At 29.4% G+C, this 12,634-nt stretch carries 13 protein-coding genes and 1 tRNA gene; 10 read left to right on the top strand and 4 right to left on the bottom strand.

Annotation, left to right across the window (positions count from 1 at the left end):
- Window positions 1-69: 69 nt before the first annotated feature.
- The 3 genes from BWR22_RS12330 (at window position 70) to BWR22_RS12320 (ending at window position 1,343) form a co-directional block, all read left to right on the top strand.
- Window positions 70-888, top strand: coding sequence for a leucine-rich repeat domain-containing protein (locus tag BWR22_RS12330; RefSeq protein ID WP_076733964.1), 819 nt, complete (start codon window positions 70-72; stop codon window positions 886-888).
- Between the two features lie 81 nt (window positions 889-969).
- Window positions 970-1,152: a CPXCG motif-containing cysteine-rich protein gene (locus tag BWR22_RS12325; protein ID WP_076733963.1), complete on the top strand. Its 183-nt coding sequence runs from the start codon at window positions 970-972 to the stop codon at window positions 1,150-1,152.
- A 118-nt stretch (window positions 1,153-1,270) separates the two neighbouring features.
- Window positions 1,271-1,343: transfer RNA gene (locus BWR22_RS12320), tRNA-Met, on the top strand.
- 59 nt (window positions 1,344-1,402) lie between these two features.
- On the opposite strand, the gene BWR22_RS12315 is transcribed toward BWR22_RS12320, so the two are convergent.
- On the bottom strand, window positions 1,403-2,134 hold the full coding sequence (locus tag BWR22_RS12315; protein WP_076733962.1) for an NUDIX hydrolase: 732 nt from the start codon (window positions 2,132-2,134) through the stop codon (window positions 1,403-1,405).
- A 264-nt stretch (window positions 2,135-2,398) separates the two neighbouring features.
- Between BWR22_RS12315 and BWR22_RS12310 the strand changes: the two genes are divergently transcribed.
- The 6 genes from BWR22_RS12310 to BWR22_RS12285 are packed head-to-tail and all read left to right on the top strand — an operon-like array spanning window position 2,399 to window position 9,336.
- Entirely contained in the window at window positions 2,399-3,286 is an 888-nt protein-coding gene (locus BWR22_RS12310) for a hypothetical protein (protein ID WP_241828207.1), read from the top strand.
- A 52-nt stretch (window positions 3,287-3,338) separates the two neighbouring features.
- Window positions 3,339-4,403 (top strand): substrate-binding domain-containing protein, encoded by a 1,065-nt coding sequence (locus BWR22_RS12305; protein WP_076733961.1) that lies wholly within the window; start codon window positions 3,339-3,341, stop codon window positions 4,401-4,403.
- Between the two features lie 11 nt (window positions 4,404-4,414).
- A complete protein-coding gene (locus BWR22_RS12300) occupies window positions 4,415-5,938 on the top strand; it encodes a sugar ABC transporter ATP-binding protein (RefSeq protein WP_076733960.1) in 1,524 nt (507 codons plus the stop codon).
- A gap of 15 nt (window positions 5,939-5,953) precedes the next feature.
- The gene (locus tag BWR22_RS12295; protein ID WP_076733959.1) at window positions 5,954-6,922 is read left to right on the top strand and encodes an ABC transporter permease; all 969 of its coding nucleotides are present in this window, start codon (window positions 5,954-5,956) and stop codon (window positions 6,920-6,922) included.
- A 14-nt stretch (window positions 6,923-6,936) separates the two neighbouring features.
- Window positions 6,937-8,421 carry a mannitol dehydrogenase family protein gene (locus tag BWR22_RS12290; RefSeq protein ID WP_076733958.1) on the top strand — a complete coding sequence of 495 codons (1,485 nt, stop codon included), beginning with the start codon at window positions 6,937-6,939 and terminating at the stop codon, window positions 8,419-8,421.
- A gap of 12 nt (window positions 8,422-8,433) precedes the next feature.
- Window positions 8,434-9,336 (top strand): PfkB family carbohydrate kinase, encoded by a 903-nt coding sequence (locus BWR22_RS12285; RefSeq protein WP_076733957.1) that lies wholly within the window; start codon window positions 8,434-8,436, stop codon window positions 9,334-9,336.
- A gap of 199 nt (window positions 9,337-9,535) precedes the next feature.
- Here the strand turns inward: BWR22_RS12285 and BWR22_RS12280 are convergent, their stop codons facing one another.
- Complete coding sequence (locus BWR22_RS12280) at window positions 9,536-9,913, bottom strand: DUF983 domain-containing protein (RefSeq protein WP_076733956.1); 378 nt, start codon at window positions 9,911-9,913, stop codon at window positions 9,536-9,538.
- 127 nt (window positions 9,914-10,040) lie between these two features.
- Between BWR22_RS12280 and BWR22_RS12275 the strand changes: the two genes are divergently transcribed.
- The gene (locus tag BWR22_RS12275) at window positions 10,041-10,919 is read left to right on the top strand and encodes an AraC family transcriptional regulator (protein ID WP_076733955.1); all 879 of its coding nucleotides are present in this window, start codon (window positions 10,041-10,043) and stop codon (window positions 10,917-10,919) included.
- Here the strand turns inward: BWR22_RS12275 and BWR22_RS12270 are convergent.
- On the bottom strand, window positions 10,916-11,653 hold the full coding sequence (locus tag BWR22_RS12270; protein WP_076733954.1) for a hypothetical protein: 738 nt from the start codon (window positions 11,651-11,653) through the stop codon (window positions 10,916-10,918). The two genes, BWR22_RS12275 and BWR22_RS12270, sit on opposite strands and share 4 nt — an antisense overlap.
- A 156-nt stretch (window positions 11,654-11,809) precedes the next feature.
- Window positions 11,810-12,622: a type 1 glutamine amidotransferase domain-containing protein gene (locus BWR22_RS12265; RefSeq protein ID WP_198033379.1), complete on the bottom strand. Its 813-nt coding sequence runs from the start codon at window positions 12,620-12,622 to the stop codon at window positions 11,810-11,812.
- Window positions 12,623-12,634 lie beyond the last annotated feature (12 nt).

Raw genomic sequence — 12,634 nt, 5'->3', positions numbered from 1 at the left:
GAAAAAATTTGCAATTAGTGGTGCTTTAGTTTAAATTTGATATATATTAATCCCAATAGACTAACCACCATGAAAAATCTTCAACTTACTTTAATTTTTCTGTTTGCTTCATTATTAAGTTTTGCTGGAATTTCAAATAAAGAAAAGGAAGCTTTAATTGCTTTGCATACTTCAACAAATGGAGAGCAATGGACTAAGAAATGGGATTTAAATGCAGATGTTAGTACTTGGTATGGTGTAAAAATAGAGTCAGATAAAGTTGTTGGTATAAATTTACAATTCAATAATTTAAATGGTACTATTCCTCAAGAAATTGGGAATCTTACAGCATTACAGAGTATAAATTTTGGTCTAAATAAACTTTCAGGAGAATTACCAAATTCTCTATCAAATTTAAAAAACTTAAAGTCTCTAGAGTTATTTTTAAATAATTTTAAAGGAAACATTCCTTCTTTTTTAGGAGCTTTAAATAATTTAGAAGTTTTAGCATTATATAGCAATAGTTTTACAGGAGAAATTCCTTCAGAATTAGCCAAACTAGTTAATTTAAAAACATTGCAATTAGGAAGTAATTTTTTAACAGGAATAATTCCTAGCCAATTAGGTCAATTACATGAACTTGAAACATTAAGTTTAATAGACAATAATTTAGAAGGCGATATTCCTTTAGAATTAACCGATTTAAAAAACCTAAAAGAGCTAATACTTTCAGATAATAAATTAACAGGAAACTTACCATTACAATTTAGCAAATTAAATAAGTTAGGAACATTAATGGTTAGCGATAATAATATGAATGTAGAGTATGCTACGGTTGTAGAAGATAGAGCTAGTGTTAAAAGCGCTATTATTACGTTTAATGATACTTACGTAGTAGAAAGAGACTAATTTCCTTATATAGATAAAAATCTTAATTTAAAGAGCTAACATAATTGTTAGCTCTTTTTTATTTTTGTAATAAATTTTAAAATGATTGAGCATTATTTTCAATGTCCTTATTGTTGGGAAACCATCTCAATGCTTTTAGATAGTAGTGTTAGAACACAAACTTATGTAGAAGATTGCGAGGTATGCTGTAATCCAATTCAATTAACACCACACTTTGAAGAGTCGCAACTTGTTGGTTTTGAAGCAATAAATATTGAACAATAAATTTTATCAAATAAATGCTTGTTATATATAAAAATGGTTGTATATTTGCAGTCCTAAATAATTGGTCGGCATTATGAACCGAAAGTTAAAAGCTAAGAAATTATTTAAGATATTAAATCGCGGGATAGAGCAGTAGGTAGCTCGTCGGGCTCATAACCCGAAGGTCACTGGTTCGAGTCCAGTTCCCGCTACTAAAAAAAAAGCTTTTCAAGAAATTGAAAAGCTTTTTTGTTTTTATATAAGTTTTAGATTAAATGCTTATAAGGTAGTTTTTCTCAAAAATTTTATCGTAAATATCCTTGCTAAACATATATAATTGTGCTGGTCTTTTAGAGACGCCAACTTGTTTTTCATCTAATGCAATTATATACTTTTTGTTTATTAACTTTCTTCTAAAATTTCTATTGTCTATTTCTATTCCTAATATAGATTCGTATAAATCTTGAACATCATTAATAGTAAATTTATCTGGAAGTAATTTAAATATAATAGGTTCCGATAGGCACTTAACTTTTAAATCCTCATAAGCTTCTTGTATTATTTCTTTATGATCAAAACCTAAGTCTGGTAATTTGTTAATAGGAAACCATGCAGCGCTATATTTATTGTTTGTTAAAGAAACGTCTTCTGTTTTTAATAAAAAATAATAGGCTACTGTAATAGTTCTGCTGTTAAATTTTTCATTTTCTATCCAAGGTAAATCTTTTTCACTAGTTAAACGATTCGGGTTTCCAAAAGCCTTAAATTGTTTTTTATATTGGTTTGTTAAACCAGTTAACTCTCTTAAAACTCTGGTTGCTGTTTCATCTAAAGTTTCATGTTTATAAACGTGATAACCAGTTAATACATAATCGTCTACCAAGACGTTGTTATTGGTTTCTAAGTAGCGTTTTATTAATAAAACATTTAAGGATTTTGTGTTAACGTCATATCCAAAAACAACACAGTCAACAGATAGGTTTAATATTTTTTCGGGATTCATAAATGATTTCTATTTTAAATATGTGTTTTAATTTTTTCGTATTAATAAAATCGAATTTTATTAAACGTCATTTAAACACTAGCAATATTAATGTTTTATTTTGATAAAACACTAATATTTTAATCAATTTAGCATATAAAAATGATAATTTAACATATGTTTTTTGATATAAATTAGGTTTTTAATAATTTTTTGTGATACATTTGAAAAACAAACGTAAAAATGACGTTTATAATTTTAGTTGTTTTCTAATACTCCTTTAAAATGGAAAAATTAATAAGAAAAAATGTTCTCAATAGTCTAAATGTTAAAACAAGAGAAGGTTTTAATCGTTTCTTTATAATATGTGCTATGTTGATGCTATTATCATCTAGTTCAATATATGCTCAAGAAAATGAGGCTGATAATAAAAGTATTAGTGAAAACAATTACTCGCCATTTAGTTTAAGTGCTCATCTAAAAAACATGCATACTTGGCATGGTTTTGTAGTACATCCAGGTGCAATGTTAGCGAGTAGTTTGGAATATAATTCTAAAAACAAAAAATTCACTTTTGGTTTTTGGGGAGGAGCGAGTTTTTCATCTGTAGATGTAAAAAATATAAATACTGGTGAAAACGAAAGTGCTTATTATAAAGAAGTTTCAATTTATACAAAATATCGTTTTTCAGATAAATTCTTTATCGAAGCTGTAACACATAATAATTATACAGGAGTAGAAGAAAGAGGAGATAAGTTAAGTTACTGGAGCTATGATAAAACGCAAGGTTACAATTTTGTGGATTTAAATTTTGGCTACAATGTAACACCTAACACCTTATTATATTTCGCAACTATCATAAATGGTGGTTCTGGTGATTATGAAATTCAAGATAATGGAGATTTAAAAGATTCTTGGACACATTACTTTGAGGTTAGTAGTAAAGTATGGCAAAATAGTAATTCTAGTTTGTCTGTTTTTGCAGGAGGTGCTTGGTCTTTTATTACCAATAAAACGTTTTATACAGAAGGAGCAGGAAATATTATAAATGTTGGTGCTACTTATAATAAGCAGTTTGCTGTTTTAAAACATACCATTCCTGTAGATGTAACATTAATGTGGAATCCAGAACAAGAAAAAACAGTAATTCAATTAGATGTTACTTTGTTTTAAATAGAAAAATACGCTTAACTTTAATTGCATTTTAATTATTAAACTTAAAATTATGAAAACAAAAACTTCAACATTCAATTTTAAAAAATTGATTTTCCCATTACTGCTGCTTTTGTTAGTTTTTAATTTATTTAGTTGTGCAGAACAACTAGACCAATCTGAGACTTCTTCTAATGCTTCGGAAGAAATCGGAGATGTTTTTGATAGTAAAATCGATTTAACAGGTAAGAAAATTGGTTATTGCTCACCTTCATTAAATGCACCTTATTATCAAGCTTTATGGCAAAGCATAAAATCTACTACCGAAAAAAATGGCATGCAATTTTTATCTGCGGATGGTCAAGATGATATCAATAAACAAATTGCAGCTGTAGAAGATTTAATTACTAAAGGAGTAGATGCTTTATTACTAAATCCTAAAGATCCAGATGCTTTAGTGGGAGTTACTAAAATTGCTAAAGCAGCAGGTATACCTGTTTTTATTATTGACAGTTCTATTAGTCCGGAAGCAGAATTTGTAACTACTATACAATCTAACAATTTAGCCAATGGCGAATTAGCAGGCGAATGGTTAGCTAAAAAATTTGGAAACAAACCAATGAATATCGCTTTATTAAGCGGAAATGCAGGAAATCCTGTTGGTCGTACGCGTAAACAAGGATTGTTACAAGGGATTACTGAAGAACAATTACGTACACAAGGAAAAATAAATCTTAATGTAAAAACACAAGCTTATACCGAATGGTCTTATGCTGGCGGACTCAAAGCTATGGAAGATATTTTAGTAGCACATCCAGATGTTAATGTGGTCATTACAGAATCGGATGTTTGTGTGTTAGGTGCTATTAAAGCGATTGCTCAAGCTGGTAAAACCGATGATATCTTAATTGTTGCTGGAGCAGATGGACAAAAAGAAGCCATAAAATACATTATGGAAACCGATTTTTATGGTTGTACTGCAATGAATAGTCCTGTGCAAATTGGTAAAAATGCAGTGCAATTTGCGGTAGAGTATATGAATGGTAAAACCGATTTTGATAAAAAATCGTACACAGCGCCTTTATTAATTACCAAAGAGAATGCTGCTAAGTACTACAATCCTAAAGCAATATTTTAATCCTGATAGATATGAAAAATGCAACAAACGAATATCGTTTAGAAATGTCAGGAATTTCCAAAAGTTTTGGTGTTGTTTCTGTACTTAAAGATGTGAACTTAAAAGTAAAGTCAGGTGAAATTCATGCTTTATTAGGTGAAAATGGTGCTGGTAAATCTACTTTAATTAAAATATTAAGTGGTGTGCATCAAAAAGATGCTGGTAAAGTAGTTTTAGACGGACAAGATATCCATCCTAAAAACACACATGAAGGCCAGGTTTTAGGAATTAATGTAGTCTATCAAGAATTGTCTTTAGTGAATGATTTATCGGTTGCTGAAAATATTTATTTACACAAATTAGGAGCTAGTAAATCTTGGATGAACTGGAAAGGTATTATTAAAGATGCACAAGAATTATTAGATTCTTTAGACTTTAAAATTGATGCTTCCGCAAAAGTAAAAGACCTAAGTATTGTACAAAAACAAGTGGTTGAAATTGCTAAAGCTATTTCAGAAGATACTAAAATTTTGGTTTTAGATGAACCAACAACAGTATTTGATCCTAAAGATGTTAAAAAACTGTTTCAAATTCTTTTCCGATTAAAAGAACAAGGCGTTTCTATTATATACATATCACATCATTTAGACGAAATTTTCAAAATAGCAGATACCGTTACAGTACTTAGAGATGGTGTAGATACAGGAAGTATGCCTATTTCTGAAACAGATAAAGATGGCGTTATTCGCTTAATGATTGGTCGTGAGTTAAAAGATTTATATCCAAAAAGAGAGATTAAAATAGGAGAGGTACCCATCTTTCAAGTAAAAAACTTAACTGCAAAAGAAACCATGGTACATAACGTTTCTTTTGAAGTGAAACCTGGTGAAGTACTTGGTATTGCTGGTTTAGGTGGAAGCGGAAGAACAGAAACTGCTAAATTAATTTTTGGTGCAGATAAAAAGAAATCTGGAGTTTTAACGCTAGAAGGAGAAGTAATTAAAACCAATTCTCCAGTAGATGCTGCTGGTTATCAAATAGGTTTTGTTTCCGAAGATAGAAAAGAAGAAGGTGTGTTTTTACCACTATCTATTAGAAGAAATATTAGTGTTACTAGTTTTAAGTCTATTTCTAGTAAACTAGGCTTTATAAACGTAGAAAACGAATACAAAAAGGTATTGGGTTTAATTGAAAAATTAAACATTAAAACACCAAACTCAGAGGTTAATGTAAAAAATCTTAGTGGTGGTAATCAGCAAAAAGTAGCACTAGCAAAATGGTTGAGTATTGATAGTAAAGTCATTTTTATTGATGAACCAACTAGAGGAGTAGATGTTGGTGCAAAAATTGAAATCTATAACCTTATAAATGAGGTTGCTAAAAAAGGTGTTGGTGTTGTGGTAATATCTTCAGACATGCCAGAGATTATGGGGATTTCAGATCGTATTCTCGTGATGCATGAAGGAACCATTTATGGCGAATTACAAAAAGAACAATTTTCAGAAGAAAACATTTTACGTTACTCTATTGGAGAACCATTAAAACAATTAAACTAATTAAATATTTACGTTATGGCTTTAACATTAAAACAACAGCTTAGTGCTCCAGGAGGAATACTAAAGTTCTTAGTCAAGTATAATACAATATTCATTTTTATATTATTAGTCATTTTTTCTGCACTAATATCAGATGTGTTTTTTACTTCCGTAAACCTTTCTAACTTATTAAAGCAAGTGTCTGGTATTGGTATCATTAGTATTGGTATGCTACTAGTAATTCTAACAGGTGGTATTGACTTGTCTGTAGGTTCTATGGTAGCATTATTAGCGGTTACTTTTGCTATTTTGGTCAATATTTTTGCCCTACCATTGGCTATTTTAATGACCATTGTTATTGGTTTTGGTTTAGGAAGTATTTCGGGTTACCTCGTTGCTTATCAAAAAATGGCGCCTTTTGTAGCCACATTAGCTTTAATGACAATTGCTAGAGGATTAAGTTTTATTTATTCTAAAGGTTCTCCTGTAACCTTCACTACAGTTGGAGGTAAATTTATGTCTGACTTTGCAAACAATGCTACTTTAGGTATTCCAAACATTGCAATTGTGTTTTTTATAATCGTGATCTGTGCTATGGTTATGTTGCGATACAATGTTTTTGGACGATTAATTATCGCAATTGGAAGTAATGAAGAAGCCTCTCGTTTATCTGGAATTAAAGTCAATAAATACAAATTTTTAGTCTATGCTATTTCTGGAGCTTTAGCAGCAACTGCTGCTATTATTGTAGCTTCTAGAACCAATTTAGGATCTCCAAATATGGGAATGGCTTGGGAGCTAGATGCTATTGCTGCTGTAGTTATTGGTGGTGCTAGTTTAAATGGAGGAAAAGGAACTGCAATAAACACCTTAATGGGTGTCCTTATTTTAGGACTAATAGGAAACATTTTAAACTTATTAAATGTGCCTTCGTATCCACAACAAGTGGTTAAAGGTGCTATCATCATTTTCGCAGTATTATTACAAAGATTCGAAAGCAAATAAATATAAATTCTGTAATGGAAAACTTAAAATTAAACACGAAAAACCTTTCTGCTATTTCAGAACGAATTGCAGTACCAAAATATAATAGAGAAACAATTAAAACGGGTATTGTACATGTTGGTATTGGCGGATTTCATAGAGCGCACGAAGCCTTTTATACCGATCAATTATTACAAGATGAAAACATAAAAGATTGGGGAATATGTGGCGTGGCTTTATTAGATTTTGATACTAAAATTTACAACACATTAAAGGAACAAGATGGTTTGTATACTTTAATTGTTAAAGAGTTAGATGGTAAACATACCAAACGTGTTATTGGTGCAATAACCGAGTATTTATTTGCGCCTGAAAACCCATCAAAAGTCATTGAAAAAATGGCGAGTCCTGAGGTTAAAATTATCACTTTAACAATTACAGAAGGCGGTTACAATTATAATGAAGCGACTAAAGCATTCGATTTTGAAAATCCGTTAATTATTCACGATTTAAAACATCCTAATGCTCCAAAAACCATATTTGGTTATCTAACACAAGCTTTAAAATTAAGACAAGAACGCGGATTAAAAGGCATTACTATTCAGTCTTGCGATAATATTCAAGGTAATGGTCATATGACACAAAATATGTTATTAAGTTATGTGTCTAAAGCAGCACCTGGTTTAACCGATTGGATTATGGATAACGTCTCTTTTCCAAATGCAATGGTAGACAGAATTACACCTGTAACTGCAGTAGAAGATATTGCACATTTAAAAGAAATTTCAGGAATTGAAGATGCTTGGCCAGTTGTTTGCGAACCTTTTAAACAATGGGTTATTGAAGATAACTTTATTGCAGGAAGACCAGCTTGGGAAACTGTAGGAGCTCAATTTGTAGAAGATGTTGTGCCTTACGAGAAAATGAAACTAAGTTTATTAAATGCAGGACATTCTGTATTAGGTTTGTTAGGCGCATTAATAGGATATCATACTATTGATGAAGCAGTAAATAATATTAATATTAGAACCTTTTTAAAGCAGTATATGGATGAAGAGGTAACGCCAACTTTAGGAGATTTAGAAGGTGTTGATCTAGATGCCTATAAGCAATCGTTGTTAGAGCGCTTCGGAAATATAAATATTAAAGATCAAATTGATCGTATTTGTTCAGAAACTTCTGCAAAATATCCCATTTTTATTCTACCAACTATTCAATCGCAATTAGCAAATAATGGTGATATAGTATTGGCAGCATTTGTAACAGCAGCTTGGGCAATTTACAGTTTGGGTACTAATGAAAACGGAAACTCTTTAAATATAAAAGATGCTTTAAAACAAGAGTTAAACCAAAAAGCAAAAGAAGCAAAACAGAATCCAACTGCCTTTTTAGAGTTAGAAACCGTTTTTGGTGACTTACAGCAAAATGTATTGTTTTCTGAGGCTTACATAAAAGCGTATAACAATATCAATAACAACGGAATAGAATATTGTATAAAACAAATTAATAGTAATTATTAAATAGTAATTAGTATGAAAAATATAGTATGTTTTGGTGAGGTGTTATGGGATGTGTTTCCTACACATAAAAAAATAGGAGGAGCACCTTTAAATGTGGGTTTACGTTTAAAATCATTAGGGAATTATGTTTCTATAATGAGTAGAATTGGTAAAGGTGAAAATGGAAAAAAAATACTTTTTCATATAATTGATAATGATATAAACACAGAAAATTTACAAGTTGATTGCGAATTAAAAACAGGGGAAGTTAAAGTATCTCTTGATAGTCATGGCTCTGCTTCATATGTAATAGAGTCACCAAGAGCTTGGGATTGTATAGAGTTAACCGAAGCAGCAACTATGTATGCAAAAAATGCTGATGCTTTTATTTATGGAAGCTTAGTAACCAGAAATACTACGTCTAAAAATACTCTGTATGAGCTTTTAAAACTTGCTAAATACAAAATTTTTGATGTAAACCTTAGAGCGCCTTTTTATACAATTGAAATTTTAAAACATTTAATGAGTGAAGCAGATTTTATGAAGTTTAATGATGATGAAATTTTTGAAATTTGCAACGCTTTAAGTTTTAATTCTGAAGATATTGAAGAAAATATAAAATTTATTGCAACACAAACAAATACAAAATCTATATGTGTTACTAAAGGTAGTAATGGAGCAGTTTTATATTACAATGATGAATTTTATAGTAATAATGGTTATGTAATAGAAGTGATTGATACTGTTGGAGCTGGAGATTCATTTTTAGCAACGTTAATAAATAAATTATTAAAACAAGTTAACCCGCAAGAAGCTTTAGATTGTGCTTGTGCTGTTGGTGCATTAGTTGCTGGTAGTGAAGGAGCTAACCCAATAATAACTCAAGAACAAATCGCGAAATTTATTAATTCTAATAATAGTTTTGCGACTAAATAGTTGATTAATAGCATATCAATTGTTTAAAGCTTTATGAATTTTCATAAAGCTTTTTTTGTTTCTTTTTTTTTCTAGTGAATGTTAAAAGGTGACGTGCTTTTTAATAACTATTAAAATTCTAACAAAATCACTACAAAATAGTTTAGGGTAATTATAAATTAATATTTAGTGGATTCACGTTTTATTTAAAATAGAAAATCTATTTAGTTTTATCAAAATGCATAAATATGTTAATCCAAACATTTCTAGATAGTCTTAAAATAATTGGTAAACAGAGTATCATAAATATAATTAAAACAACATAAGATGTGTATAAAGAGAGTTTTAAAAGTATATAAGTGATAAATAAACACACTGCTCCAAAAATAAGGCCAATAGGGTAGCTAACATACATGGCTCCAAAAAAAAATGAAGGTTCAATTTTATATTTTGTATTGCAATGGCTACAACGCTCTTGCATTGTTAAGGTGCTAGTAACATTATAAGGATTTTTTACTGTATACATGCTTTCATTTTGACAAACAGGACAACTTCCTGTAAAAATGCTATTAATTTTTGTGCCTTTTAAAAACTTCATAATCAATAAATTTAAAAGTAAAATGCTTTATTAGTAAATTTTATTTTACAAAATTAAGATTATTTGCTTTTAGTAATGTTGTTTAAATGATGCGAGTATTTGTATATTTAAGACATATTTTTGAGTTATGAAAAATTTACCAGTTTTAAGTATAAACCAGTTCGAGCAACAAGAGAGCTTAGTCAATTTTTATAGTAACGATTTAAGTATACATTTAAAAAAAAACGCAAAAATTGTACATAAACCTCATAGTCATGATTTTTATTTATGCGTGTGTTTTGCGGCTGGAGAAGGAACTCACGAAATAGATTTTAATAGTTATAATATAGCAAAAGGAAGTGTGTTTTTTTTACGTCCAGGACAAACGCATCGTTGGCATTTTTCAAGTCCTGCAAAAGGATTTATTTTTTTTCATACTGCCGATTTTTTTCATTTTCAATTTACCAATACTAATTTAAGTCAGTTTCCTTTTTACTTTTCATTAGAAAATACGCCTAAATTGCAACTTGATGATTTTCAGCTAAATAATGTGGTAAAACATTTTGATGTTATTAATAAAGAATATTACGGTCAATTAGCCTTTAAAAAGCAAAAATTAGCGAGCTTAATCAACTTAACTTATATAGATTTATCAAGATATTATACAGCAAACGTTTCAAAAAAAGATGTAGCTTCATCATCTTATTTAAGTATTTTAAATGCCTTAGAGAGAGAAATAGAATTACATTATAAAACAGAAAAAACAGTTAAATTTTATGCAGATGCATTAAATATTACAACTAAGCATTTAAATAGAGTTACAAGAGCGACAATAAATAAAACCACTTCAGAATTTATTTTAGACCGTGTAATTTTAGAAGCAAAACGATTAATAGTTCATTCTAATAATTCTTTGTCTTTAACTGCAGAAGTATTAGGTTATTTTGATTATGCTCATTTTTCAAAACTATTTAAGACTAAAGTTGGGATTACAGCTATAGCATTTAAAAAGAAACACACATATTAAAAGTATTTTTTGTCAATAATTTTTTTGTCTTCAGCATTTGTTTCTGAAATAAATTTCATGAATAAATAAATAGATAAATAATGACAAATAAGAATAAGTACTGTAAATGTTTTGCTATAGAAAAAATACTCGTTAATAGGAGATAAACTAATACTAAATAAAGATGCTATGCCAGACGCAAAAATTAAACCAGTATTTTCATAGTTGTTATTTAGGAATATTCTTGCAAATATTATAACATATATAAACAGACAAGTAGCACAAATTAGAACATAAATTATATTATGATTTGGAATGTAGCTTATTATTAAACTTACTACAGAATAAATTACATATCCAACTAATAAGCAGCCTATTATTACTGATAAAGTAATTAATTTTTTTAAATCAATTTTATGTAAATATTTCCTTAATATTATACAGTATAGTAATAAATAAAACCCTGTTAGTGAGCTTATTACTGTAAAATAATCTTGAAATGAGTAAAACGAGAGATAATTAGCAATAATTTGCGAGAGTAAAGTAATTATAAAAAGCACATTTGCGTTTTTTTTAGTTAAGCTAATGTATTTTAATAAAATAGTTACAACTACTATTGGAGAGATGTATATAAGTTCTGCTCTCTCCTTTAAAATACTAAAAACAATGCATGTTATAAATGTTGCAAAAAACAATACATCAAAAATGTTTGCTTTTTTTAAAATTGATAAAGCGTTTATGTTTTTGTCAGTCATTTATGTAATTTTATTCCATATACCTTATTCCGTTTTCCGTACATTAAATTTAATAAATTTAATAACAACATGTTTAATTATAAATGATTTATTACTGCAAAAAAAAAGTTGCTCGCATACGAACAACTTTTTTATTAAAATTAAGTTTTTAAAATACTACTTTAAACGCTCTAATAATTTTTCTGCAACTAACTCAGACGATGCTGGATTTTGTCCAGTAATTAAATTACCATCTTGAATAGCGTAAGCCGCCCAATCTTCTTTTTTAGAGTAGATTCCACCATTTTCATTTAACATGTCTTCTACTAAAAACGGAACAACGTCTGTTAAACCAACAGCAGCTTCTTCAGAGTTAGTAAATCCTGTTACTTTTTTACCTTTTACTAATGGTTCTCCATCTTTTCCTTTAACACCTTTTAATGCAGCAGGAGCATGGCATACAAATGCTACAGGCTTCTCTTGACTGTTAAATTTTTCAATTAAAGCAATTGACGTTTCATCGTTTGCTAAATCCCATAATGGACCATGACCACCTGGATAAAATACAGCATCAAAATCGTCTGCATTCATATCTGCTAACTTGTGTGTATTCGCAATTAAAGCTTTAGCTTCTTCATCTTTATTGTAACGCTCAGTATCTTCTGTTGCTGCGTCTGGTGAGTCACTACTTGGATCTATTGGTGCAGCACCACCATTTGGTGTTGCAATGGTAATTTTAGCACCTTTGTCTAATAATGTGTAATATGGATTTGCAAATTCTTCAACCCAAAATCCTGTTTTCTTTCCTGTGTCTCCTAATTTATCGTGAGATGTTAATACAAATAATACGTTCATTTCTTTTTCTTTTTCTTTTTTTGTTTCTGTTTTTTCTTCTAAAACGGTTTTAGAAGTTGTGTCGCTTGTTTTGTCTTTACAACTTGAAGCTGTAATAATAGTGAGCGCTAAGGCTATAGTTTTGATTACTTTCATTTAAATGTTTAA

Source organism: Lacinutrix venerupis, from assembly GCF_001971745.1.
GTDB lineage: Bacteria > Bacteroidota > Bacteroidia > Flavobacteriales > Flavobacteriaceae > Lacinutrix > Lacinutrix venerupis.
Note: the sequence above shows the minus strand (reverse complement) of the source record. Positions and strands in the feature narration are given on the sequence as shown.

Coding starts and splice junctions, on each gene's coding strand:
- BWR22_RS12295 (WP_076733959.1), top strand. CDS start 5,954: ATGGCTTTAACATTAAAACAACAGCTTAGTGCTCCAGGAGGAATACTA.
- BWR22_RS12310 (WP_241828207.1), top strand. CDS start 2,399: ATGGAAAAATTAATAAGAAAAAATGTTCTCAATAGTCTAAATGTTAAA.
- BWR22_RS12270 (WP_076733954.1), bottom strand. CDS start 11,653: ATGACTGACAAAAACATAAACGCTTTATCAATTTTAAAAAAAGCAAAC.
- BWR22_RS12265 (WP_198033379.1), bottom strand. CDS start 12,622: ATGAAAGTAATCAAAACTATAGCCTTAGCGCTCACTATTATTACAGCT.
- BWR22_RS12275 (WP_076733955.1), top strand. CDS start 10,041: ATGAAAAATTTACCAGTTTTAAGTATAAACCAGTTCGAGCAACAAGAG.
- BWR22_RS12280 (WP_076733956.1), bottom strand. CDS start 9,913: ATGAAGTTTTTAAAAGGCACAAAAATTAATAGCATTTTTACAGGAAGT.
- BWR22_RS12325 (WP_076733963.1), top strand. CDS start 970: ATGATTGAGCATTATTTTCAATGTCCTTATTGTTGGGAAACCATCTCA.
- BWR22_RS12330 (WP_076733964.1), top strand. CDS start 70: ATGAAAAATCTTCAACTTACTTTAATTTTTCTGTTTGCTTCATTATTA.
- BWR22_RS12315 (WP_076733962.1), bottom strand. CDS start 2,134: ATGAATCCCGAAAAAATATTAAACCTATCTGTTGACTGTGTTGTTTTT.
- BWR22_RS12300 (WP_076733960.1), top strand. CDS start 4,415: ATGAAAAATGCAACAAACGAATATCGTTTAGAAATGTCAGGAATTTCC.
- BWR22_RS12305 (WP_076733961.1), top strand. CDS start 3,339: ATGAAAACAAAAACTTCAACATTCAATTTTAAAAAATTGATTTTCCCA.
- BWR22_RS12290 (WP_076733958.1), top strand. CDS start 6,937: ATGGAAAACTTAAAATTAAACACGAAAAACCTTTCTGCTATTTCAGAA.
- BWR22_RS12285 (WP_076733957.1), top strand. CDS start 8,434: ATGAAAAATATAGTATGTTTTGGTGAGGTGTTATGGGATGTGTTTCCT.